This is a genomic window from Myceligenerans halotolerans (assembly GCF_054782975.1).
This window is the reverse complement of record NZ_BAAGRL010000012.1, coordinates 364191-389244: the sequence shown is the minus strand read 5'-3', so window position 1 is coordinate 389244 and position 25054 is coordinate 364191. Positions and strand designations below refer to the sequence as shown.

Annotated in this window: 18 protein-coding genes; 13 read left to right on the top strand and 5 right to left on the bottom strand. The window is 72.2% G+C overall.

Annotated features, from left to right (window positions below; genetic code table 11):
• The first annotated feature begins 29 nt into the window (after positions 1–29).
• The gene (locus ACYVK5_RS10900) at positions 30–2990 is read left to right on the top strand and encodes an FtsK/SpoIIIE domain-containing protein (RefSeq protein ID WP_460704721.1); all 2961 of its coding nucleotides are present in this window, start codon (positions 30–32) and stop codon (positions 2988–2990) included.
• On the opposite strand, the gene ACYVK5_RS10895 is transcribed toward ACYVK5_RS10900, so the two are convergent.
• Positions 2983–4524, bottom strand: a complete 1542-nt coding sequence (locus tag ACYVK5_RS10895; protein WP_460704719.1) for a ricin-type beta-trefoil lectin domain protein — start codon at positions 4522–4524, stop codon at positions 2983–2985. The two genes, ACYVK5_RS10900 and ACYVK5_RS10895, sit on opposite strands and share 8 nt — an antisense overlap.
• Positions 4525–5011: 487 nt before the next feature.
• On the opposite strand from ACYVK5_RS10895, the gene ACYVK5_RS10890 reads away from it, so the two are divergent.
• The 4 genes from ACYVK5_RS10890 (at position 5012) to ACYVK5_RS10875 (ending at position 9727) form a co-directional block, all read left to right on the top strand.
• The gene (locus ACYVK5_RS10890) at positions 5012–6295 is read left to right on the top strand and encodes an ABC transporter substrate-binding protein (protein ID WP_460704717.1); all 1284 of its coding nucleotides are present in this window, start codon (positions 5012–5014) and stop codon (positions 6293–6295) included.
• Positions 6296–6519: 224 nt separating this feature from the next.
• Positions 6520–7422 (top strand): carbohydrate ABC transporter permease, encoded by a 903-nt coding sequence (locus ACYVK5_RS10885; protein WP_460704715.1) that lies wholly within the window; start codon positions 6520–6522, stop codon positions 7420–7422.
• Positions 7419–8303, top strand: coding sequence for a carbohydrate ABC transporter permease (locus ACYVK5_RS10880; protein WP_460704713.1), 885 nt, complete (start codon positions 7419–7421; stop codon positions 8301–8303). Before ACYVK5_RS10885 ends, ACYVK5_RS10880 begins: the two co-directional genes overlap by 4 nt.
• A 164-nt stretch (positions 8304–8467) precedes the next feature.
• A complete protein-coding gene (locus tag ACYVK5_RS10875) occupies positions 8468–9727 on the top strand; it encodes an ABC transporter substrate-binding protein (protein ID WP_460704711.1) in 1260 nt (419 codons plus the stop codon).
• A 181-nt stretch (positions 9728–9908) separates the two neighbouring features.
• On the opposite strand, the gene ACYVK5_RS10870 is transcribed toward ACYVK5_RS10875, so the two are convergent.
• A complete protein-coding gene (locus tag ACYVK5_RS10870; protein WP_460704709.1) occupies positions 9909–10370 on the bottom strand; it encodes a hypothetical protein in 462 nt (153 codons plus the stop codon).
• A gap of 287 nt (positions 10371–10657) precedes the next feature.
• Between ACYVK5_RS10870 and ACYVK5_RS10865 the strand changes: the two genes are divergently transcribed.
• Entirely contained in the window at positions 10658–10906 is a 249-nt protein-coding gene (locus ACYVK5_RS10865) for a WhiB family transcriptional regulator (RefSeq protein WP_123813288.1), read from the top strand.
• Between the two features lie 111 nt (positions 10907–11017).
• On the opposite strand, the gene ACYVK5_RS10860 is transcribed toward ACYVK5_RS10865, so the two are convergent.
• Complete coding sequence (locus ACYVK5_RS10860) at positions 11018–12508, bottom strand: sensor histidine kinase (RefSeq protein WP_460704784.1); 1491 nt, start codon at positions 12506–12508, stop codon at positions 11018–11020.
• Between the two features lie 173 nt (positions 12509–12681).
• On the opposite strand from ACYVK5_RS10860, the gene ACYVK5_RS10855 reads away from it, so the two are divergent.
• The 3 genes from ACYVK5_RS10855 (at position 12682) to ACYVK5_RS10845 (ending at position 16199) form a co-directional block, all read left to right on the top strand.
• Positions 12682–13206, top strand: a complete 525-nt coding sequence (locus ACYVK5_RS10855) for a DUF2505 domain-containing protein (RefSeq protein ID WP_460704706.1) — start codon at positions 12682–12684, stop codon at positions 13204–13206.
• A 399-nt stretch (positions 13207–13605) separates the two neighbouring features.
• Positions 13606–15144, top strand: a complete 1539-nt coding sequence (locus ACYVK5_RS10850; protein ID WP_460704782.1) for a GH1 family beta-glucosidase — start codon at positions 13606–13608, stop codon at positions 15142–15144.
• Between the two features lie 44 nt (positions 15145–15188).
• Positions 15189–16199 (top strand): LacI family DNA-binding transcriptional regulator, encoded by a 1011-nt coding sequence (locus ACYVK5_RS10845; protein ID WP_460704780.1) that lies wholly within the window; start codon positions 15189–15191, stop codon positions 16197–16199.
• Between the two features lie 117 nt (positions 16200–16316).
• On the opposite strand, the gene ACYVK5_RS10840 is transcribed toward ACYVK5_RS10845, so the two are convergent.
• Positions 16317–17075: a helix-turn-helix domain-containing protein gene (locus tag ACYVK5_RS10840; RefSeq protein WP_460704704.1), complete on the bottom strand. Its 759-nt coding sequence runs from the start codon at positions 17073–17075 to the stop codon at positions 16317–16319.
• Between the two features lie 134 nt (positions 17076–17209).
• Between ACYVK5_RS10840 and ACYVK5_RS10835 the strand changes: the two genes are divergently transcribed.
• Positions 17210–20788: a bifunctional proline dehydrogenase/L-glutamate gamma-semialdehyde dehydrogenase gene (locus tag ACYVK5_RS10835; protein ID WP_460704702.1), complete on the top strand. Its 3579-nt coding sequence runs from the start codon at positions 17210–17212 to the stop codon at positions 20786–20788.
• Between the two features lie 143 nt (positions 20789–20931).
• On the opposite strand, the gene ACYVK5_RS10830 is transcribed toward ACYVK5_RS10835, so the two are convergent.
• Complete coding sequence (locus ACYVK5_RS10830) at positions 20932–21381, bottom strand: MaoC family dehydratase (protein WP_460704700.1); 450 nt, start codon at positions 21379–21381, stop codon at positions 20932–20934.
• A gap of 152 nt (positions 21382–21533) precedes the next feature.
• Between ACYVK5_RS10830 and ACYVK5_RS10825 the strand changes: the two genes are divergently transcribed.
• From ACYVK5_RS10825 to ACYVK5_RS10815, 3 genes are all read left to right on the top strand, one after another.
• Positions 21534–22151, top strand: a complete 618-nt coding sequence (locus ACYVK5_RS10825) for a biotin transporter BioY (protein ID WP_460704698.1) — start codon at positions 21534–21536, stop codon at positions 22149–22151.
• Positions 22152–22344: 193 nt separating this feature from the next.
• On the top strand, positions 22345–23667 hold the full coding sequence (locus ACYVK5_RS10820; protein WP_460704696.1) for a Glu/Leu/Phe/Val family dehydrogenase: 1323 nt from the start codon (positions 22345–22347) through the stop codon (positions 23665–23667).
• A 303-nt stretch (positions 23668–23970) separates the two neighbouring features.
• Entirely contained in the window at positions 23971–25035 is a 1065-nt protein-coding gene (locus tag ACYVK5_RS10815; protein WP_460704694.1) for a class I SAM-dependent methyltransferase, read from the top strand.
• Positions 25036–25054 lie beyond the last annotated feature (19 nt).

Genomic DNA, 25054 nt, shown 5'->3' with positions numbered 1-25054 from the left:
CGCGGCGGCCGTGCGGCAGCGTGGAGCCCATGACCGTCCGTGTGACCGTGCACCCGGGCGAGGACGTCGAACTGTCCGACGGCGTCCCGCCCGCCACCTTCCGCGATCCGCTCGCCGCGCTCGTCCGCCGCCCCGAACTGCGCCGCGCCACACTGCTCGCCGACGGCGACCCCGTCCCCGAGGACTGCCGCGCCGGCGAGCGCCCGCTGCTGCCCGGAGCCACCCTGACGACCCCGTACCAGCACCCCGCCACGACGCCCGACGACGCCGCGGTGCTCCGCGCGCCGTGGATACTCACCCGCACCACCGGGACCGCCGCGGGCATCCTCGTTCCCGTCGGCCGGCCACGAGACCTCGCGTGCGGCGCACGGCAGCTGATCGGCGCCCACCCGACCCCGGGCACGTGGCGCGGGCTGCGCCTCCGGCGCAGCGGCCCGCGCCGGATCCTCGCCCCGCCACGGACACCGGCCGATGCCACCTGGGCTCTCAGCCTCCTGCCGGTACTCGTCTCCGTCGGCCTGGCCGTCCTCCTGCGCCAGCCCACGCTCGCCCTGTTCGCGCTCGTGGGCCTCGCGGCCCTGCTCCCCCAGGCGCTCCGGCGCCGCGCCGCTCCCGGCATCACGCCCGGAACGACCTCCGGCAGGGCCCGGCCCCACCGGGCCGGCCCCGACGCCCTGCTCGCCTTCGCCGTCGCCGCCCACCACACCGCGCCGGGCACCTGGCGCGCCGCCCGGGCCGCCTGGGCCGCCTGGGCGAGGACAGGCGCACCGCCAGGATGGCCCGGCGGGATGTGGGACGACCTCCTCGGCGACGGGACCGTGGCCGTCGCCGGCGCGGACGAGCCCACCCACGCCGTCGCCCGCGCCATCGTCGCCGACCTCGCCGCACGCGGCCGGCCCGTCCAGATCCTCGGCACCACCCGCCACTGGGCCTGGTGCCGCTGGCTCACCCCACCCGCACCCACCCCCGACCCACCCACCGCACACGAACCCCGCCACCACGCCCCGCTCCCCGACAGCGACACCACCGACGACACCAGCGCACCCGTCCTCGTCGTCGACCACGGCACACCCCACGACCACGCCACCGCACGCCACGCCGTCGCCCGAGGCGCCGTCGCCGTCGTCCTCGGCACCACCGACAGCTGCCGCACCGTCATCACCATCCGGGACAACCGCCTCCACGTCACCGGACCCGAGGTCCGCCGCCGCACCCGACCACTCATCGGCGTCACCACCGAGTGGGCGGAACACTACGCCCGGCGCCTCGCCGGCGCCCGGCACCTCGGCCGCACCCTCCCCACCCTCACCGGCACCACGACCGCCACCACCCTCGCCACCACGAACCTGCCCGACGACGTCCCCCTCAGCAGCCTGCACGACCTCGACGGACTACCCGCCGACCCGGCCGGCCCGCGCACCGGCAGCTGGGCCGTACCCCTCGGACGCGCCACGACCGGAACCGTCACCTGGGACCTCGTCACCGACGGACCACACCTCCTCGTCGCAGGCACCACCGGATCCGGCAAGTCCGAACTGCTGCGCGCACTCGTCCTCGGGCTCGCCCTCCAGCACCCACCCCAGCACCTGATCCTCGGCCTCATCGACTTCAAAGGCGGCGCCGGACTCGGCGCCCTGACCGGACTCCCGCACGTCGTCGGGCAGGTCACGGACCTCGACGCGGCGCTCGCGGCGCGGGCGCTCGCCGGGCTGCGGGCCGAACTGCGGCGCCGCAAGGCGGTCCTCGCCGAGCAGGGCGTGGCGGATGTCGCGGCGCTGGCACCCGGCGTGGTGCCGCGCCTGGTCGTGGTCGTCGACGAGTTCCGAGCACTCACCGACGAACTGCCCGAGCTCCTGCCCGGCCTCGTCCGGATCGCCGCCCAGGGCCGGTCGCTGGGTGTGCACCTCGTCCTCGCGACGCAGCGACCGGCCGGCGCGGTCAGCGCCGACGTGCGGGCGAACGTCACCGCGCGGCTCGCGCTGCGCGTCACCGACCCGCTCGAGTCCCGCGACGTGGTGGACTGCCCCGATGCGGCGGCCCTGCCGGTGGACCGGCCCGGTCGCGCGGTCCTGCGGATCGGGTCGGGCACCCCGGCCGTGCTGCAGTGCGCTCACACCGGCCCCGGCCGTCCGGCGGCCCCGGTCCGGCGGGCCGTACCGTTCGGCAGGACCGGCAGCGAGCAGCCCGGCGGTGGGCGGACCGAGACGGTGCTCGGCACGACGCCTGTGCGGGGACGGCACCGGTCCACGACCGGGCAGACAGGTCCGGTCCCGCTCGCGGTGGGACCCGGGAGGCCCCTCGAAGGGCCCGCCGGCCTCGTCGCCGCGATCCGTACGGCCTACGGTGGCCCCGCTTCCCACGCGCCGCTCTGGCTCCCGCCCCTCCCGGAACAAGTGGCGTTCGCGGACCTGGCCGACGGGGACGGGCACCCCGATGCCCGCGGCCTCCTCCTCGCCCTCGGCGACCTCCCGGACCAGCAACGCCGGACGACGATCCGCTGGGATCCCGCCGACGGAAACCTGGCCGTGCTCGGCCGTGCGAAGTCCGGCCGCACGACCGTGCTCGCCGCTCTGGCCGAGGCCGGGCGGGCGCGCGGCATGACCGTACGGACCGTCACGCCCGCCGCGCTGTCCGACACACCGGCCTCGGCATCCACGCCGGGGCACGGCCCGGGATCAGCACACGCCGCCGCGCCGGTTCGCGACCCCGATCTCCTGCTGGTCGACGACCTGGATGCCGTCCGCGCGGCCCGCCCGGGCTGGGAACCGCCGCCCGGCGTCCCGGTCGCCGTCGCCACGCGCAACCCTGCTGCCGCCCACGCCTACGGCGTCGGGCCGCGCCTCGTCATGCTGAGTCGCGACCGTGCCGACGACATCGCCCTGGGCGCCCCCGCGACCCTCGCGGGCTCCGGAGGCGTCCCAGGGCGTGCCGTGTGGTGCGGGCGTACCGGGACGGTGCTGTGTCAGACGGCCTCCCCGACGGTCACCTGAGCCACCACTTCTGGTTCGCGCCGCCGTGGCACTCCCAGATCACGAGCTTCGTGCCGTCGTCGCTGTTCCACCCCTGGACGTCGACGCACTTGTTCGCGGCGATCGAGACCAGGTCACCGGCCCCGGACAGCACCCACTGCTGCGCGACGTTCCCGTTGCAGTTCACGATCTGCACGGTCGTGCCGTTCGCGGGATCGCCCCAGGCGAGGTCCATGCACATGCCGCCGGCGCGCACCGTGCCGTCGGAGTGGAACGTCCACCGCTGCGCGGCGGTGCCGTTGCAGGTCCAGATCTGCAACGGCACGCCGTCGGAGAAGTTCGAGTTCGGCACGTCGATACATTTGCCCTCGTACCCGACGATCTCCTGCCCGCCACCGCCTCCCCCGGTCGTCGTGAGGCTCAGGCCGTAGTTGGACAGGAGGGGGTTGATGGGCTGGTAGATGAACCGGCCGTTGCTCGAGCAGTCGCCGATCCGGCCGGAGGTCACACCCTGCGCCTGGTCGCCGGAGATCACGGAACCGCCGGAGTCGCCGCCCTCGGCGCAGGCCGAACCGGTCGCCATCCCCGGGATGTCACCGTTCCCGTAGTTGATGGTGACGTTCTTCTCCTGGATCACACCGCAGCGCCAGCCCGTGGTCCGGCCCGAGCGGCACACCGACGCGCCGATCGGCATCTCGTTCGAGCCCGCGACGGCGACGGTGCCGCCCCCGTAGTTGTTCACCGCCGGCGTGGGCGTCCAGTTGCTGTTGGTCCTGACCCACGCCCAGTCGTGTCCCGGGAACTGCGAACCGGCGTAGGTGCCGAGCGCGGCGCCGTCGGGCGCGTTGACCGCGTCGCCGGTGTTGCCGCAGTGGCCGGCCGTCACGAACCCGCCCGCCACGGCGAAGCCGATCGAGCACAACGTCACGTACCCGTCGCCGGTGGGCCGGTGGAACTCGTTGCCGCCCACGATGTCGCGTGCGGGCACGGGAGCCGTGTCGGAGTGCTCGACTCGCACGACGCCGGACGGCACACCCGCGTCGTCCGCCAGTGCACGCGCGGCCTCGGCGTCAGCAGCCTCGATGACCAGCGTGTTCGTCTCGGGATCGGCGTACCAGGCGTGCACCGACCGCGGCGCCCCGACCTCGTCGAGCGCCTCCTTCCAGCGGGTGAGCTCGTCGAGACCGTGCCGCACGACGACGGCCTCCGCCCCGGTCTCCCGGACCGCGTTCGCCGCGGCCCTCGTCGTGACCGCCACGCGGACGTCGTCGCCGCTCTCCGGCACCCAGGTGCCCGCGTAGTCGCCGCCGAGCGACGAGGCGAAGTGCTCCTCCAGACCCGCCGCGCTCGCGTCCAGCGCGAGGCGTGCGGGGATCTCCTCGGGCGTGAGGCCGAGGTCCCGCTCGAACGCCTCGGCCTGCTCCGGCGGAATGCCCGCCACGTCCGACGCCGTCGGGGCCGGGCCGGCGGCCCGCTCGGCGCCCGTGGCCGGAGCGCCCACGAGCGCGGCAGCGGCCAGCACGGTCACTACGGCCAACGGCGTCAGCGCTGTCACAGGCTTGCGATACGACCTTCTCGACGATCTGAGCATCAGCTACTCCCTCGGTGGGACCCGGCCGAGCCGGGGTGTGCGGGTGGGGGATGCGGCGCGCGGGAGACGACGACGGTGTCGTGCACTCACACACCGGCGATGCGGACGACGTCGCCCGCATCGCATGATGGCCACCCGCGATGCTAGTGAAAGCCCGACCGTTACTGAACAGTGACCAAGCAAGGATGTGGGAACCACCTATTCCCTGCTCGACTCCGCCGAATTCGGGCATATGTGCTGGTGAGAGGCATCGATGATGTCTCCAGATCACGGTCCGGCGTCAAAAGTCGCCACCAATTGACACCCTGCTCGGACACCCGTTGCATGGAAGGCAGGCGACGGGGTCCGCAGACCCCGGCCGTTCGCCGGACGGCGCAAGGCGGCATGGCAGCGCGCGCCAACCATCCGACGGGCACATCTCCGAACGACCGAGGAAGGCTCAGGACTCGAAATGCGAGTACATCGAAAGTCGGCCGGCGTGGTGGCTTCGGCCGCCGTGCTGGGTATGGCGTTGGCGGCGTGCGGCGGCGGCGGTTCGGAGGAGGCCGGCACCGAAGGCGGCGCGGATCAGGTGGAGGTGTTCACCTGGTGGGCGGCGGGTTCGGAGAAGGCAGGTCTGGATGCGCTGGTGGGCGTGTTCGAGGAGCAGCACCCGGACACCGAGTTCATCAACGGTGCGGTGGCCGGTGGTGCGGGGTCGGCGGCCAAGGACCTGCTGCAGACGCGTCTGCAGGCCCAGGACCCGCCGGACACGTTCCAGGCCCACGCCGGTGCGGAACTGCAGGACTACATCGACGCCGCCCAGATCGAGGACGTGTCCGGGCTGTACGACGAGTTCGGGCTCACCGACGTCTTCCCGGCCGACCTGGTCGAGCGGATCTCCACCGAGGACGGGGCGATCTACTCCATCCCGTCCAACATCCACCGCGCGAACGTGCTGTGGGCCAACCCGAGCGTGCTGGAGGACGCAGGGCTGGACCCGAGCGCGGAGTACGCGGACCTGGACGCGTTCATCGCGGACCTGGAGACGCTGGACGGGGAGGGAGTGACCCCGATCTCGGTGGCCACGACCTGGACGCAGGTGCACCTGCTGGAGACCATCTTGCTGGCCGGCCTGGGCCCGGAGGCGTATCAGGGCCTGTGGGACGGGTCGACCGACTGGACCTCCGCCGAGGTGACGGGCGCGCTGGAGGACTTCGAGACGATCATGTCGTTCACGAACTCCGACCGGGACGGCCTGGACTGGCCGGAGGCCACCCAGCAGGTCATCGACGGTCAGGCCGCGTTCAACATCATGGGTGACTGGGCCGTGGCCGCGTTCGAGGAGCAGCAGAAGGAACTGGGCACCGACTTCGTCGCCGTGCCCTCCCCGGGCACCGACGGCGTGTTCGACTTCCTGGCCGACTCCTTCACCAAGCCGGTCGGCGCTCCTGATCCCGCGGGCACCGACGCCTGGCTGGAGACCATCGGGTCCCTGGACGGACAGGTCGCGTTCAACAAGGCCAAGGGCTCCATCCCGGCCCGGACCGACGCAGACCCCGCCGAGTTCTCCGAATACCAGCAGACGGCGATCGAGTCGTTCGCGAACGACACCATCGCCTCATCGCTCGCCCACGGTGCCGCCACTCCGGTGGCGACCTTGAACGCGATCAGCGACGCGACGAGCAAGTTCACCACCGGCGCTTCCGACCTGGACGCCTTCCAGGCCGAGCTCGCCGCAGCCGCACAGAGCTGACACGACCGATGCGCCGCGCACCGGCTCCGGCCGGTGCGGGACACGGTGCAGGAACGGCAGGGTGCCGTGCACGGATGCGAGAGCCCGGACAGGCTCACGAAACGCGTCCGGCACGGCGCCCTGTCGCTTCCCGGAGGCAGGAGGCGGCAAACGCCACCGACGGCCCACGCAACCTCGCGTTCCTCCGAGCGCGGAACCCCGTCTCACACTCGTAAAGTGACGACATGCTGAAGAAACTGCGGCGGGTGGGGCCTCCCTTACTCCTGCTCGCCCCCTCTTTGCTGCTTCTGGGGGTGTTCGTCTACGGGCTGATCGCGGCGAACTTCCAGATGTCGTTCACCGACAACCACACCGCGGCCCAGGCCACCGGACAAGCCCCCGCCGCCACCGTCTGGTTCGACAACTACCTCGCCCTGCTGGCCAGTCAAGACTTCCAGCATTCCCTGACCAACCTGGTCCTGTTCACAGCCGTGTTCCTGGCCGGGACCATGCTCATGGGCTTCGGCTGGGCCTGGCTCCTGGACAAGCCCGTCAAGGGCGAAGGATTCTTCCGCGCCATCTACCTGTTTCCCATGGCCGTGTCCTTCGTGGCCTCCGGCGTGGTCTGGCGCTGGCTGCTCAACTCCAACCAGGACGAACAGGCCTCCGGCCTCAACCGCCTGTTCCAGATCGTCGGCCTGGACTTCCTGCAGAACAACTGGTGGAACAACGTCACCGTCGGCATCACCGCCATCGCGATTCCCGCCATCTGGCAACTCTCCGGCTACGTCATGGCACTCTTCCTCGCCGGATTCCGCGGCATCCCCGAGGAACTCCGCGAGGCCGCACGCATGGACGGCGCCACCGAGCTCCAGCTCTACCGCCATGTCCTGTTCCCCCAGCTGTCCCCCGTGGCTCTCTCCGCCCTCATCATCATCGGCCACATGAGCCTCAAGTCCTTCGACCTGATCATGTCCATCTCCAAGCCGGCCAACTACCAGACGAAGGTCCCCGCCGTGGACATGTTCGTGTTCAAGTCCAGCTTCGACTACGCCAATGCTGCCGCTGTCGGCGCCATTCTCCTGATCATCGTCGCCGCCGTCATCGTGCCCTACCTCGTCCACACGCACCGGGAGGAAAAGCGATGACCACCCTCCTGGAACCGATCAGCAGGAAGACGCCCGCGCAACGCGGCGCCACGACCCCTGCTCGCTACGCGGCCGGCCGGACCCTGCGCTACGCCGTGATGCTGCTCGTCGTCATCGTCGTGCTGATTCCGGTGTACGTGCTGTTCGTCACCAGCTTCAAGGGCGCCGGCGACGCCGCGCCCACGCGCGCGTGGGCGCTGCCGACCCTGTGGACCCTGGAGAACTGGCAGGGCGCCTGGACCACCCTCGCGCCCGCCATCGGGCGCTCCCTGCAGATGGTGATCCCCTCGACGATCATCTCCGCGTTCCTCGGCTCGCTGAACGGCTTCGTGCTGGCCCGCTGGCGCTTCCGGGGTGCCGACATCGTGTTCACCCTCATCCTGTTCGGGATGTTCATCCCCTACCAGGCCGTGATGATCCCGCTGAACCAGCTCGTCCTGGGCATGGGCATCCCCAGCGGCATCCCCTCGCTGATCCTGCTGCACATCGTGTACGGCATCCCGATCACCACGCTGATCTTCCGCAACTACTACATGACCGTGCCCGCCGAGCTCATCGAGGCCGCCCGCGTGGACGGGGCCGGCATGCTGCGCACCTACTGGAACGTGCTGCTGCCCATCTCCATCCCGAGCTTCACCGTCGTGCTCATCTGGCAGTTCACCAACGCCTGGAACGACTTCCTGTTCGCCGTCTTCTTCTCCTCCAGCCAGAACGGCCCCGTCACCATCGCCCTCAACAACCTCGCCAACGGCGCGCTCCTGCAGAACTACGGCGTCTCCATGGCCGGTGCCCTGCTGGCGTCGCTGCCGACGCTGCTGGTCTACATCATCCTCGGCAAGTACTTCGTCGGCGGCCTCATGTCCGGCTCCGTCAAGGGCTGAAACTCACGGCTCCGCCTGTTCGCTATGCTCCTGGGCACCACCACCCAGCCGGGCAGCGGATGTCTCACCCCCAGCCGGAGTCCAGGCAGTTCTCTGCCCGGTCTCCAACGACGAAGGAAGTTCAGGTCCACCAGATGCGAGTGACTCGGAGGACGACGGCGGCGGTGGCGACAGCTACCGCGCTCGTCATGACGCTTGCCGCCTGCGGCGGCGCATCACCAGGAGAGACCACGCCATCTCTCAGAACCCATGCTGACGTCGGTGTGTACACCTGGTGGGCCGCGGGAGTCGAGAAGACAGCGCTGGACGCGCTGGCTGAGGTGTTCGAGGAGCAGCACCCGGACATCGAGTTCATCAACGACGGCGTCACCGGTGGCAGCGGCTCCGCGGCCAAGGACCACCTCCAGTCACGTCTGGAGAACCAGGACCCGCCGGACACCTTCCAGGTCCACGCCGGCGCGGAGATCGACGACTACATCAAGGACGGCTACGTCGTCGACGTGTCGGACCTGTACGAGAAGTACGGTTTGACCGACGCGTTCCCCGAGGACCTGATCGATCGACTGTCGACCGACGACGGGAAGATCTACTCGGTCCCCTCGAACATCCACCGCGCGAACGTGATGTGGGCCAACCCCACCGTACTGGAGGACAACGGGATCGATCCCTCCGCCCGGTACGAGAGCATCGGCGCCTTCATCACGGACCTCGAGAAGCTCGACAAGGCCGGCGTCACGCCGCTCTCGGTCGGGACCACGTGGACGCAGGTGCACCTGCTGGAGACGGTCCTGCTGGGCACGCTCGGCCCCCAGGCCTACAACGGGCTCTGGGACGGCCGCACGGACTGGACGAGCCCGGAGGTCACCACCGCGCTCCAGAACTTCAAGACGCTGATGTCGTACACGAACGACGACCGCGAGGACCACGACTGGGCGACGGCCACCGAGATGGTCATCAACGGCGAGGCCGCGTTCAACGTGATGGGCGACTGGGCGGTGAGCGCGTTCGACGAGGCGGAGATGACCCTCGGCGAGGGCTATGTGGCCGTCCCGGCCCCCGGCACCGCCGGCACGTTCGACTTTCTCGCCGACTCGTTCACGATGACCGCCGGCATCCTGAGCCCGGAGGACACGGAGGCCTGGCTGGAGACGGTCAGCTCGCTCGAAGGCCAGGTGGCGTTCAACAAGATCAAGGGTTCCATTCCCGCCCGCACCGACGTGGACCGCGACGAGTTCACCGAGTACCAGCGGCTGGCGATCACGTCATTCGAGGAGGACGCGATCGTCTCCTCCCTGGCGCACGGCGCCGCCGTCCCGGTTGCGCAGCTCAACGCGATCTCCGAGGCGACGCTCGCCTTCGCCGGCCCCAACGGCAGCGGCGACGTCGCGGCCTACCAGGCCGCCCTGGCGGCGGCCGCGGGCTGACGCTCCGCGGGAGCAACACGCCGAGGTGACGGGTCCGGCGGCCCGTCACCTCGGCCTTCTCATGCGGCTGACACGTCGCGGTGGTGCCGGCGCAGCGGACGGCCGCGGACCGTCGCCCCGGATCGTCACGGGCCGCGACGACGCGCCTCCGGAACTGCGCCGCGACCTCGCACAGAATGCATCAATCCTCATGGACGGACGTCCTAGTCGTTGCTTCTATTACCGGCGGCATCATGAGCAGCACCAGCACCACGACCGCGAGAAGGACGACCGTCCAGCCACTGATCACCGCCCACAGCGGTCCGCCGCCCAACGCCCCTGCCAATCCCGCGAAGATCTGGAACAACTGCCAGGTGACGGCGAAACCTCTTGCCACGCGGCTCCCCCGCAGCAGTGCCCTCCCGGCGGCCACGAGAGCCCATGCCGCGCCACCCAGGGTGAGCACGAGGAAGATGGCGACCTCAGGAGCCTCGGAGCCGCGCAGCGCCATCTCTCCGAGGATTGCCAGCGCGAAGGCGCCGACGCCGACGGCCTCTACCACAAGGAGTGCCAGAAGTGAACGTAGCAATGGCAAAGATCTGCTCACAGTATCGCTTTCGTGTGTGGGGTTGTCAGAGGAGATAGCGGTGAAGTGCAGATTCACAATAATGTGACGGAAACCTCACCTGCTGTGACAGGGAAAGTTTGCTGCAACCCCTTGTGCGCGGCTTCACGAGATGTGAACCTAGTACCAGCAAGCCCAACCCCCCGAACACACCTGAAGTTCGAGCGCCCTCGGCGCACTGCGGCCGAAAACGTTGCACAGCCGCTGCCCACGGACGCAGAGCATGCCCGGGCCGGTGTGCGCCCCCAGAACGCACGACAACGGCGCGGGTCATCACCGCCCGGCACCCGAACGGCAGGTACGTTCCACCACAAGGAGTATCCGACATGGACTGGCGCCACCGTGCAGCGTGCCTCGAAGAAGACCCTGAGCTGTTCTTCCCCATCGGCAACACCGGACCTGCCTTGCTGCAGATCGAGGAGGCCAAGGCTGTGTGTCGTCGATGCGACGTCGTCGACACCTGCCTCAAGTGGGCGATCGACTCCGGGCAGGACTCCGGCGTCTGGGGCGGCATGAGCGAGGACGAGCGCCGCGCGCTCAAGCGCCGCACCGCCCGCGCCCGCCGCGCCGGCTGAGGGCCACCCCACCAGTCACGCACCCCCACGTTCGTCGGCGAAGCGCCCGGGACTCCCCCATCGTCCCGGGCGCTTCGTCGCGTCCAGCCGGATGCGGACGACCGCGAGGCCTCACGACGCCCGCCCGCCGCCGTCGCGCAGCACCAGGCGCAGCTCCACCTCGGTGCCGCCGCCGTCGCGCGCGGACCACTCGATCGTCCCGCCGAGCTCGTTCATCACGAGCGTCCGCACGATCTGCGTGCCCAGGCCGCTGCCCGGTCCGGCCCCGCCCGCGGCGCCGTCCTCTCCCGACGGCAGCCCGACGCCGTCGTCGGACACGATCACCCGCATGTCGCTGCCGCTGCGCTCCACGTTCACCTCGACCGTGCCCGAGGCCCGTCCCCCCGGGAACCCGTGCTCCACGGCGTTCGTCACCAGCTCCGTGAGGACCAGCGCGAGCGGCGTCGCGTCCTGCGCGGGCACGAGCCCGAACGACCCGTTCCGTACGGTCCGGACTGTGGTCTGGGCCGACGCCACGTCCGCGGTGAGGCGCAGCGCGCGACCCACCATGTCGTCGAGCTCCACCTGTTCCTCGAGCGTCTGCGAGAGCGACTCGTGCACGAGCGCGATGGTCGCGACGCGGCGCATCGCCTCCTCCAGGGCCGCGCGCGCCTCGGGCACGTCCATGCGCCGCGCCTGGAGCCGCAGCAGCGCTGCGACGGTCTGCAGGTTGTTCTTCACGCGGTGGTGGATCTCGCGGATCGTCGCGTCCTTCGTGATCAGTTCCCGCTCGCGGCGCCGCAGCTCCGACACGTCGCGGCACAGCAGCACGGCACCGATGCGGTGACCGTGGTCGGTGAGCGGCATGGCACGCAGCGACAACGCGACCCCCCGCGCCTCGACGTCGGTGCGCCACGGCGCCCGGCCCATCATCACCAGCGGCAGCGACTCGTCGACGGGGTTCGCCTGCCTCTCGACGACCCGGGCGACGACCTCGACGAGCGACTGGCCGCCCAGCGGCCCGATGACGCCGAGCCGGTGGAAGCACGACAGCGCGTTCGGGCTCGCGTACAGGACCTCGCCCTCGGAGTTCAGCCGGATCAGGCCGTCGCCGACGCGCGGCGCGCCCCGTCGCGGCCCGGTCGCGGCGTTGGGCAGCGGGAACTCGCCACGGGCGATCATCGCGACGAGGTCGTCGGCCGCCTCGACATAGTTCAGTTCGAGGCGCGACGGTGTGCGGCCCGACCCCAGGTTCGTCTGCCGGGAGACGACGGCGATCGCGCGTCCCTTGTGCACCACCGGTACGGCCTCCTCACGCACCGCGTACGCGCCGAACCAGCGGGGCTCCCGGGCGCGCTGGGCGCGGGTCTCCTCGATGGCGCGACGGAGCTGCGGGCGCTGCCCCTCGGGCGCGTACGACCCGACGATGTCGTCGTAGTGCACGGTCGACCCCGTCGACGGCCGGCACTGGGCGAGCGCCACGAACCCGTCCGTGGTCGGTAGCCAGAGCACCAGGTCGGCGAAAGCGAGGTCCGAGATCACCTGCCAGTCGCCGACGAGAAGATGCAGCCACTCGACGTCGGCCGGTTCCAGCTCGGCATGCTCGAGGATCAGGTCACTCATCGCGGACACGGCTCAAGCGTAGAAGGTCGCGCCAGGAGTCCGTGCGCCGGGTCCGCCGTCGGTCCCGCTCTCCCCCGCTCCGGACCGGGTTCCCCGGCCGCCCTCGGAACCTGCGGGCAACCCCGACACGTTAGAGTTCTGACCACTGGCACGACCGACCTCGAGGAGAGCACGTGCACCTGACGGTCGACCTGACATACCCCGCCGGCCTTGACGACGTCTCGGCGATGTTCGCCGACGTGGAGTTCGTCCGCTGGCGGTCGGAGCGGACCGTGCGTGCCGGGACACCGGGCGGTGGCACGGTCGAGCAGGTGGACGTCACCGGCTCCGTGGACCACGGATTCACCGTGGTGGTGCGCCGGACGCTCGCCACCGACCAGATCCCCGCGCAGGCGCGCTCGTTCGTGGGCGGCGCCCTCGAGATCCGCCAGGCGGAGGCCTGGGAGGCCGCGGCGGACGGCAGGCGCGTCGGCACCCTGTCCGTGGAGATCATCGGCGCGCCCGTGCGCATCACGGGGACGGGCCGGCTGCAACCGCTGGCCGACGGCGGCACGCGACTCACCTACGACGGCGACGTCCGGTCGACCGTCCCGCTGTTCGGCGCCGTGGTGGAGGAAGCGGCTTCCAAGGCCGTCCGCACCGCGCTGGAGGCCGAGGCCGAGGCGGGCCGCGCCTGGCTCGCCGGCGAGCGGCCGTAGCGACACCGGCAGCGGGATGAGGTTTCCGTCCTGGGCACGAGGTTTCCGCGCGTCCGCCGGGAGGGGGCGGCGGAAAACTCGTGGCAAGGACGGGAACCTCGTGTCGGGGCCCGGACCACAGGCTCCACGGCGACCAGGAAGCCGGGCCGTCCGTGAGAGGTCGCGCAGGTAGGCGCTGTCCGCGCGCCGTCTTAACCGTTTCACGTCGCTCGACGCCGCGCACCGGCGTGGCGAAGACTCGTGGGCCGTGCGGCGCGCGCCGTTCAACGGCCCCGGCTTGACACGACACGGGGATCAGACAACGATCGTTCGGGCATGGGAGCGCTACCACACCTCATCCGAGTGCTGCCGACCGGCACAGGTCGTCCGGCCGCACCCGCCCACGTCGAAGGGAACACGATGGACGTCGAGATCGCAGCAGCGACCGGACCTACGGGCGGAGGCACCCTGGCCGCACCGGGAACCGCGCTCCCGTACACCCCGAGTACGCCCCGCCCGGCGCGCGGTGCCAACGGGAGCGGGCGCGTGGACTTCCCGCCGGACTTCCTCTGGGGCGCGGCGACCGCGGCCTACCAGGTCGAGGGCGCGGCACGCACCGACGGACGGGAGGACTCGATCTGGGACGTGTTCGCGCGCGTTCCCGGCGCCGTCCTCAACCAGGAGGACGGCGAGGTCGCCTGCGACCAGTACCACCGATACCCGGAGGACGTCGCACTGATGCAGGAGCTCGGCATCAAGGCCTACCGGTTCTCCACCTCCTGGGCCCGCATCCAGCCCGGCGGCCGCGAGTTCAACGCCGCGGGCCTGGACTACTACGACCGTCTCGTGGACGAGCTGCTCGGCGCCGGCATCCTTCCCTGGCTCACGCTCTACCACTGGGACCTGCCGCAGGGCATCGAGGACGACGGCGGCTGGCCGGTCCGGGACACGGCCTACCGCTTCCGCGACTACGCGGTCGCCACGCACGAGCGCCTCGGCGACCGGGTCGGCGTGTGGACCACGCTCAACGAGCCGTGGTGCGCCGCGTTCCTCGGGTACACGGGCGGCCAGCACGCGCCCGGCCGGCAGTCCCGCGAGGACGGCCTGGCCGCCGCGCACCACCTCATGCTCGGCCACGGCCTCGCCATCGAGGCGCTGCGCGAGCGCGCGCCGGACGCGAACCTCGGCATCACCCTGAACTTCGAGGTGGAGGACCCGCTGAACCCGGACGACCCCGCCGACGTCGAGGCCGCCCGCCGGCTCGACGGCGCCTTCAACCGGATCTTCGCCGACCCCGTCCTGCGCGGCGCCTACGCGGACGACGTCCTGGCCGACGTCGAGCCGTACGGCCTCACCGAGCACATCCGGGACGGTGACCTCGAGACCATCTCGACGCCGATCGACACCCTCGGCGTGAACTACTACCACGGCAACGCCGTGGCGGCCGTCCCCGCCACGAACCCGCTGGCCGGCAACGCCCCGCTCAGCCGGCCGACGTCGTCCCCGTTCCCCGGCGGGGACGGCGCGTACGTGCACCCGCGCGGCCTGCCGCTCACCGACCAGAACTGGGAGATCCAGCCCGAGGGCCTCACGCGGCTCCTGCTCCGGCTGCAGCAGGACTACACCGGCCCTCGCGGCATCGCCATGTACCTCACGGAGAACGGCTGCGCCTACGACGACGTGCCGGACGCCGACGGCTATGTCGAGGACCACGACCGCATCGAGTACATCGACGGTCACCTGCGCGCCATCAAGGACGCCATCGACGAGGGCGCTGACGTCCGCGGCTACTTCGGCTGGTCGCTGCTCGACAACTACGAGTGGGCCTGGGGCTACGGCAAGCGGTTCGGCCTCGTCCGCGTCGACTACGAAACCCAGGAACGCGTCGTGAAGGCCTCCGGACGCTGGTACGGTCAGGTCGCAACGGGCGGTTCCGTGCCGGAGCTGCCCGCTCGCTGAAGCACTCGGCCGCACGCGCGGCCGGCCTACTGAGGGGGTGCGCGCTGGCGCCTGAGGGACCACCCACGCTGGACGACGTCGCGCGCACTGCCGGAGTATCACGGTCCACCGCGTCCCGCGCGATCAACGGTGGCCTGCGCGTCTCCCCGGAGGCGCAGGCGGCCGTCGACGACGCCGTCGCCCGGCTCGGGTACCTGCCCAACCGCGCCGCCCGCTCCCTGGTGACGCGGCGCACCGACTCGATCGCGCTCGTGATGCCCGAGCCGGACGAGCGCATCTTCACCGACCCGTTCCTCGCGGCGACGCTGCGGGGCGTCTCCGCCGGCCTCGCCGGGACCGACCTGCAGCTCGTCCTGCTGCTGGCACGGCCCGGCGAGCGTCCGGGCCACATGGCCCGCTACCTGGGCAGCGGACACGTCGACGGCGTCATCGTCACCTCGCACCACCGGGGCGACCGGCTGGAGCCGGAGCTGGCCGGCGGATCGCTGCCCGCGGTGTTCGTGGGCCGGCCGTTCGAGGCCGAGGGCCTGCGCTGGGTCGACGTCGACAACGTGGCAGGTGGCCGACTGGCCACCCGTCGGCTGATCGACCGGGGATGCCGCCGCATCGCCACCCTCTCGGGACCGCTCGACATGACCTCGGGCGTGGACCGTCTGGCGGGCTGGCGGGCCGAGATGCGGGAGGCCGGGCTGCCCGACGACGCCGTCGTCGAGGGGGACTTCACCATCGCCGGCGGGACCGAGGCGACCCAGCGCCTGCTCGACGAGCACCCCGACGTGGACGCGATCTTCGCCGCGTCCGACCTCATGGCGGAGGGCGCCCTGCGCGCGATCACCGCCCGCGGGCTGTCGGTACCGGACGACGTGGCGGTGACCGGGTTCGACGATCTGGGCGTCGCGGCCTCCACGACTCCCCGCCTGACCACCGTGCGCAACCCGGCAGTCGAGATGGTCAACGCGGCCACGAGCACGCTGCTGGCGCTGCTGGCGGGCGAGAAGGTTACCCCGGACCCCCAGGTCTTCGAGGTCGAACTGATCGAGGGCGCCTCGGCCTGAGCCGCGCTCCGTGGTTTCTGTGGTCGGTACTTTCTTGAGTGATCGGCAGATCGAACTGCCGATCACTCAAGAAAGTACCGGCCACGCGCCTGACAGCACCCGCACGCCGCCGCCCCGTCACGCACTGCGGCGCCGGAACGCCGCCGGGGTCTCGCCCGTGACCCGCGCGAACGTGCGCGTGAACGACGCCTGGTCCGAGAAGCCGGCCGCCGTCGCGACCTGCGCCAGCGGCACCATCGTCGATGTGAGCAGGTGCGTCGCGCGGTCCACCCGCAGCCGCAGCACGAGCTGCCGCGGCGAGAGCCCGAACACCCTCCGGACACGGCGGTCCAGGGCGCCGGCGCCGTATCCGGACAGCGCGACCAGGTCCCGCACCGACGGCACCTCCCCGAGGTCCAGGCGCGCCTCGACCTCGTGGCGCAGATGAGCCATGTCGCGGATCGTCGCGTCGTCGGCGTCCCCGGAGCGCAGGTCCTGCGAGACCGAGACCAGTCCCACGAAGTCGCCCGCCGCGTCCTGCACCGGCAGCTTGGCCGTGAGGAACCAGCCGGGCGCCCCGCCGACGTGGCGGATCAGCTCCAGCTCGCCGCGCAGCGGCCGTCCCGTCACCCGGACCTGGTCGTCCTGGCTCTCGTAGCGCTCGGCGAGATCGGCGACGAAGAGGTCCGGCGCCCGCCGCCCGACGACGTCACGCCGCGACCGCTCGCGCGTCCGCGCCACGAAGACCTCGTTGACCAGCACGTATCGGCCGCCCGCGTCCTTCGCGCAGAACATCACGCCCGTCAGTTCGTCCATCAGCGAGACCATTGCCGGGCTGAGCGCCTCCAGCAATGCCCTCGCCTCGGGCCAGGTCGCCTCGGTCGCGGAGATGCTCATCGTCCCATCATCTCGCCCATCTCCCGCCGGCGTGTCCGCGGCGCCGGCCTGCGGTTCGGCCTTGACCGGAATCTCTCCGGGGAATGAGGAATTCCGCCAATACGCTCCGCGCGCGCAGGGTGCACCCTGGAGGGATGAAGACTTCTGCCCAGCACCCCCGTGCAGTCTCGGTGCACGACGACGTGCCGGCAGGCGCCACGAGCGCCGCCGTCTCCGCCGAGTCCCTGGCCGACGACGCCGTCGCCCTCGCCCGCCGCTGGATCCGCGCGAGCGAGGAACGCGCCACCCGTCCGTCGGCCGCCGACCGCGCCGCCGCGCGCGCCTCCGAGTCGCTCAGCGCCCTGGTCTCGGACCCCGCCGGTCTCGAACTCGCGATGAGCTTCGTGGACGACGTCGCCCGCCCCCAGGACTCGCATGTCGCCGCCAAGGCCCTGGCCCGGCTCGGCAGCCAGGCCGGCACCGCCACCTTCCTGGGTCCGGTCGACAAGCTGCTGTTCCGCGCCGGGGCGCTGGCCGCGCCCGTCGCACCCGCCGTCGTCGTCCCCGCCGCGCGTGCCCGGCTCAAGCAGCTCGTCGGCCATCTCGTGGCCGACGCCGGCCCCGGGCTCACCGCCCACCTGTCCCGCACCCGCGCCCAGGGCTACACCCTCAACGTCAACCTGCTCGGCGAGGCGGTACTCGGCGAGGCCGAGGCGGCAGCGCGCCTCGACCGCACGATCAGGCTCGTCGAGCGGCCCGACGTCGACTACGTGTCCGTCAAGGTGTCGAGCGTCGCGGCGCAGCTCGTGACCTGGGACCTGCCGGGCTCCCGCGACCGCGTCGTCGAGTCGCTCCTCCCGCTGTACCGCGCCGCGCGCGAGCACGGCGTCTTCGTCAACCTCGACATGGAGGAGTACCGCGACCTCGCGCTCACCGCCGAGGTGTTCAAGGCGGTCCTCGACCGGGACGAGTTCCGCGAGCAGGAGGCCGGCATCGTGCTCCAGGCGTACCTGCCCGACGCGCAGGGCGCCCTGGACGACCTCACCGCGTTTGCGCAGAAACGCGTCGCCGCGGGCGGCGCCCGGATCAAGGTGCGGCTCGTCAAGGGTGCGAACCTGTCGATGGAGCGCGTCGAGGCGGCCCTGCACGACTGGCCGCAGGCCCCCTACCCGACCAAGCCCGACGTGGACGCCAACTACGTGCGCCTCCTGGACGACGCGCTGCGGCCCGAGCGTGCCGCCGCCGTCCGGATCGGCGCAGCCTCGCACAACCTCTACCACGTGGCACTCGCCGTGCAGCTGGCCCGCGGACGCGGCGTCGCCGACGCGCTCGACATCGAGATGCTGCAGGGCATGGCGCCCGCCGAGTCGGCGGCCGTGCGGGACGAGATCGCGCCCGACGGCGGTCGCGTGGTGCTCTACACGCCGGTGGTGCGGGACGAGGACTTCGACGTCGCGATCTCCTACCTGGTGCGTCGCCTCGAGGAGAACGCGACCAAGGAGAACTTCGTCTACGCGATGTTCGCCGAGGCGCACGAGGGCGGTGCCGCCGTCGATCCGATGGAGCTGCAGGAAGCGGCGTTCCGCGGATCGGTCGCCAACGGCGTGCACTACGGCCCGTCCGACGTCGCCTCCCGCCGCGTGCCGCGCGCCGCCCTCCCCGGGCTCCCGGAGACGGGGCCGTCCGAGGACGCGCTGCCCTCCGACAACTCGGCCGGGTTCCGCAACGCCGTGGACACCGACCCCGCCGTCGGCGCCTCGCGCGACTGGGCCGCGCACGTGATCGGCGACCGCGCGGGCTTCGTCCCCGCCATCGCCCGGCCGCTCGCGACCGTCGAGCAGGTGGACGACGTCGTCGCCACGGCGGGCCGGGCCACGGCCGCCTGGTCCCAGGTCGCCCCCGCCGACCGCGCGAAGGTGCTGCGTGCCGCCGCCCGCCACCTGGAGGCCGCGCGCACCGATCTGGTCGCCGCCGCCGTGCACGAGGCCGGCAAGACCGTGGCCGAGGTGGACCCCGAGATCAGCGAGGCGATCGACTTCGCCGACTACTACGCGGTGAGCGCCGAGCGCCTCGACCCGGCGTCCGGTGCGTACCCGGGCGCGGAGTTCCACGCGGGCGGCGTCACGCTCGTCACCCCGCCCTGGAACTTCCCGGTCGCGATCCCGATCGGCGGCGTCCTCGCCGCGATGGCCGCCGGCTCCGCCGTGATCGCCAAGCCCGCGCCGCCCACGCCGCGCTGCTACGAGCTGGCGGTCGACGCGGTGCACGCGGCGCTCGACGAGGTCGCCCCCGAGATCGGGCTGGACCCGGCCGTGGCGCGCGACGTCGTCCAGTACGTCCGGGTGCCCGACGGCGACCTGGGCCGACGCCTCGTGACGCACGACGGCGTGGCCCGCGTGGTGCTGACCGGCGCGATCGAGACCGCCGAGATGTTCGCCTCCTGGCGGCCCGGCCTCCAGATCCTGGCGGAGACGAGCGGCAAGAACGCGCTGGTCGTCACGCCGTCGTCGGACCTGGACCTCGCGGTCGCGGACGTGGTGCGCTCCGCCTTCGGGCACGCCGGGCAGAAGTGCTCGGCGGCGTCGCTGGTGATCCTCGTGGGATCGGTCGGTGACCCGAGGAGCGTGACCGGGGAGCGGTTCCGGCGCCAGCTCGTCGACGCGGTGCGGTCGCTCGCCGTCGGTCCGCCGACGTCGTTGTCCACCGTGATGGGCCCGCTGACCGAGCCCGCGCAGGGCAAGCTGCTGCGCGCGCTGACCACGCTGGAGCAGGGCGAGTCGTGGCTGGTGCGGCCGCGCCGCCTGGACGCCGCGGCCCGCGAGGCGGGCCTGGCGTACGGCCGCCTGTGGACGCCCGGCGTGCGTGAGGGCGTCCGGCCGGGGTCGTTCTTCCACCTGACCGAGGTGTTCGGGCCGGTGCTCGGCATCATGACCACGCGCACCCTGGACGAGGCGATCGAGCTGCAGAACGCGGTCTCGTTCGGCCTCACCGGCGGCCTGCACTCCCTCGACGAGGCGGAGATCGACCACTGGCTGGACCGCGTCGAGGTGGGCAACGCCTACGTGAACCGGCACATCACCGGGGCTGTCGTGCAGCGGCAGTCGTTCGGCGGGTGGAAGGCGTCGTCGGTCGGACCGGGCGCCAAGGCCGGCGGGCCGAACTACGTGGCCCAGCTGGGCGCGTGGTCCGACGCGGTGGACGTCCCGTCGCGCGACGACGACCCGGACGGCTGGCTCGCCGCCGCCGTGGCCGACGACGAGCGCTGGTGGGCCCGCGAGTTCGGCGTGGAGCACGACCCCACGGGGCTCGACGCGGAGGCGAACGTGTTCCGCTACCGGCCGGTGCCGGGCCTGACGGTGCGCGTGGGAGACGGCGCGCGCGAGGTCGAGGTGAAGCGGGTGCTCGCGGCGGCCGAGCGCGCGGGCGTGCCGGTCGACGTGTCGCGGACGGCTGTCGTCGGCGAGGGCCCCGCTCCGGCGGGCACGCCACGGACCGCCGTCGGGCACCTCACGCACGACGAGTTCGCCGAGGCGGTCGCGGACGGCCTGGTCACCGGAAGGATCCGGGTGCTCGGCGAGGCGCCGGGCCTGCGGGAGGCCGCGGCGAGCCGCCTGGCGACGGTCACGGTCCTGGACGCACCCGTCCTGGCCAGCGGGCGCCGTGAGCTCCTGACCATGCTCCGCGAGCAGGCGATCAGCCGCACGATGCACCGCTACGGGCACATCCGCCGCTGAGCGGAGTACTGGCCCACCGCGGCGGCGGGCCGGAGCAGCGTGCTGAGCTGGGTTCAACAGGGTTTCGAATCCATTTAAAGGGTCTCAGAAGGTCTGCGGGACCCTGTTGAACTCCCGTCAGTTACCCGGGGCGATGGCTCGGGTCAGGCCGGGATGTGGAGGGCGATGGTGCGGGCGATCAGGGCGGGCTTCGCCTCGCCCTCGATCTCGACCGTGACGTCGCTCTCCACGCGCGTGCCCCGCTCGCCGGGCGTGACCGCGGCGACGACGGCCGTCGCGCGCACCCGCCTGCCGGAGCGGACCGGGGTGAGGAAGCGCACCCGGTCGGACCCCGCGTTGACCACCATCGCGGCGCCGTCCACCACGAGCAGCCCGCGCATCAGGCGCGGCAGCAGCGACAGTGTCAGGTAGCCGTGTGCGACCGTCCCGCCGAACGGCCCGGCGCCCGCGCGCTCGGCGTCGACGTGGATCCACTGCGGATCCTCGGTCGCCTCGGCGAACCGGTCGATCCGCTCCTGGTCCACCTCGACCCAGTCGCCGGGGCCGAGCGTCGTCCCGACCAGGCGTTCCAGCTCTCCGAATGTGGTCCGCATCGTCACAGTTCCTTTCAGGTGGTGGCTGCCGCAGCGTGCCTCAAGTCTCCGCGACCCGGAAGGTGGTTGTCGGTTTCCCACAAGTTGACCGCGCTTTCACGGGCATCTGATCCCGACGACGCCGTGCCCCACCGCCTCGTACTGTCGTGTTCATGACAAGCCTTGCCTTCCCCCTCGTGCCGCGCACGAACCCGCGCCGCGTCCTCGCCGACCTGATCCCAGCCGAGTCGAGCCGTGCCCGCGCGATCACCCGGGACGTCACGCTCGTGGTCGCCGTCGCCGCCCTCACGGCTCTGGCCGCACAGCTCCGCATCCCGATCCCCGGCCTGCCCGTCCCGATCACCGGACAGACCTTCGCCGTGCTGCTCGGCGCCGCCGCGCTCGGCCCGTTCCGCGGCACCGCCGCCCAGGTCCTGTACGTGGGCGTGGGCCTGGTCGGCCTGCCGGTCTACGCCGGGGGCGGCGCCGGGGCCGAGGTGCTCTTCGGCGCGTCGGGCGGCTACCTGATCGGCTTCGTCGTGGCGAGTGCCGCGGTCGGCGCGCTGGCCCGGCGCGGCATGGACCGCGGCGTGCTCGGCACCGTGCTCGCGTTCGCCGCCGGTTCCGCGGTGATCTACGCGATCGGCGTGCCGTGGCTGGCGGTCGTCGCCGGCATGGCGCCGGGCGAGGCCTTCATGGCCGGCGCTGGCGTGTTCCTGATCGGCGACGCGATCAAGGCCGTCCTCGCGGGCGCCCTGCTGCCGGCCGCGTGGCGGCTCGCCCGGGACTGAGTCCGTCCCTCACCCGCCGGTCACAACGGCGGGCGGGATGTTTGCCGTATCGTCACGATTCGATCCGGCATTCATCCTGCCTGCCTGGCCCGTTGAGGGATAGATTGAAGACAGGGCGCAGATCCCGCGCTCTGATGATCCCGCGCCATCGGCCCCACAAAGGCATCGGCGCCCGTTCTCCCCGGAGGACCATGTGACAACGACGTCCGCCACCGAGGCCGCTGAGGCCGCCCCGGTCGCTCCCACCACACCGACCGGGGAGGCCCCTCCGGCCACCGGTTCGGCACTCGACACCGCGCACGCCCAGCTCGCCGCTGCGGTCGACATCCTCGGTTACGACGACGGCCTGCACACCATGCTGCGCATGCCGCGCCGTGAGATGCACGTGGCCGTGCCCCTGCGCCGCGACGACGGCACCACCGAGGTGCTGCACGGGTTCCGCGTGCAGCACAACGTGAGCCTCGGCCCCGGCAAGGGCGGTCTGCGCTACCACCCGAGGGTCGAGATCGACGAGGTCCGGGCCCTCGCCATGTGGATGACCTGGAAGTGCGGCGTGGTGAACCTGCCGTACGGCGGCGCCAAGGGAGGCGTCGCCATCGATCCGCGCGGCTATTCCACCGGCGAGCTGGAACGCGTCACCCGGCGCTACACGTCCGAGATCATGCCGATGATCGGCCCGGACAACGACATCATGGCGCCCGACATGGGCACCGACGCCCAGACCATGGCCTGGGTCATGGACACGTACTCGGTCGCCAAGGGCTACACGATCCCTGCCGTGGTCACCGGCAAGCCGCTCGCCGTGGGCGGGTCGCTGGGTCGCGGCACGGCGACGTCCGCGGGACTGGTGCACGTCACGGCCGCCGCCCTCGCGGACGCGGGCGTGCCGCTGGAGGGCACCACCGTGGCGATCCAGGGTTTCGGCAAGGTCGGCGGGCACGCCGCCGAGATCTTCGCCGAGCGCGGCGCGAAGGTGGTCGCCGTCAGCGACCAGTACGGCGGCATCCGGAACGACGGCGGCCTGGACGTTCCCCGCCTCATGGAGCACGCGCGTGCCACCGGCTCGGTGGTCGGGTTCGACGACGCCGACCCGATCACCAACATCGAGCTGCTCGCGCTCGACGTCGACGTGCTGGCCCCCGCCGCCATCGAGGGAGTCCTCGACGAGCACACCGCGGGCACGGTCCGGGCGCGCTGGGTGGTCGAGGGTGCGAACGGTCCGACGACGGAGGCGGGCGACACCCTGCTCGCCAAGAACGACGTCGTCGTGGTGCCGGACGTGCTGGCGAACGCGGGCGGCGTCGTCGTGTCCTACTTCGAGTGGGTACAGGCGAACCAGACGTACTGGTGGACCGAGCAGGAGATCGCCGAGAAGCTCGAGCACAGGATGCACCAGGCGTACCGGGGCGTGGCCGAGCTGGCGCGGCGGGAGGGCCTGTCGCTGCGTGACGCGGCCATCACGATCGGCGTGCAGAAGGTCGCGGAGGCCCACCAGATCCGCGGCCTCTACCCGTGAGCCGCGGGCACACACCCGTGGGGTGAAGCCTCCGGACAAGCCGGCCCTCCAGGGGTCGCGGCCCCCGACTCGTTCTCTGCCGGTACACCGCTGAGCGGTCGGTCAGACATCGAGTGGTCGGCTTGATGTCGGGTGATCGGTCGCTCGGGGGACCGATCATCCGACATCAAGCCGACCATCCGACGTCTGACCGACCACACGGCGTCAGTCCGACCGCCTGGCGTCCCGTGGGCGTCCGCCGATCCCTGCCACCAGCCGCAACTCGATTTCGGTGGCGGGGATCGGCCGCTCTACGATCGGCCGATGCATGAGGACCCCGCGCTTGTCGCGCGGCTACGGGCGGCCGGCTGTGTGTTCTCCGAGGACGAGGCGCAGCTTCTGACCGAGGCGGCCCGCACCTCGCCGGACGCCGGAACAGGCGCCGGCGAGACGACGCCCGGCGGTCGCGCCGATCCGGAGCGCCTCGAACGCCTGGTCGCCGCGCGGATCGGCGGGGCGCCGCTGGAGCAGGTGCTCGGCTGGGCGGAGCTGTGGGGCCGGCGCTGGGCGGTCGCGCCGGGCGTCTTCGTCCCGCGCCGCCGGTCGGAGCTCCTGGTCGCGGAGGCGCTGTCCCACCTGGACTCACCGCCCGGAGCACACCCGACTGCCACCTCCGCCGCCCGGACCGGGGTGGATACGCCCGGTCCGGCCGCAGTCGGCACGGCGACGCCTGGTGCCCAGCGGCTCGACGATGCCGAGTCCCACCCGGACGGGCCGGCGCCCGATTCCGGCGTCGGGCACGCGGGCCTCGTCGTCGTGGATCTCTGCTGCGGGTGCGGGGCGCTGGGCGGGTCGGTCGCGCTCGACCTGATCGCCGCGGGGTTCGACGTCGAACTGCACGCGGCCGACGTCGACCCCGCAGCCACCACGTGCGCACGGAGGAACCTGACCGGCCCTGCCGTCGACGCCGGCACAGCCACCGGGGCAGATGCCGGCGCGGGCATCGGCGCCGTCCGGGGCGGCCGGCTGACCGCCGTCGTGCACGACGGCGATCTCGACGCTCCCCTGCCGCGATCGCTCCGGGGCCGGGTGGACGTCCTGCTGTGCAACGCGCCCTACGTGCCGACCGAGGCCATCGCGCTCATGCCCCGCGAGGCCCGCGACCACGAACCCCGGCTCGCGCTCGACGGCGGCGCGGACGGCCTGGGCGTCCTGCGTCGCGCGATCGAGGCCGCACCGGGCTGGCTCCGCCCGGGTGGCGCCCTCCTCTTCGAAACGGGCCACGACCAGGCCGAGGCGGCCGCAGGCGCCGCCCGCCGGGCGGGTCTCACCCCGCGGACCATGTCCGACGACCTGGGCGCCACCGCAATCGTCGCCCACCGCCCCTGACTGCGCCGGGGCCCGGCCG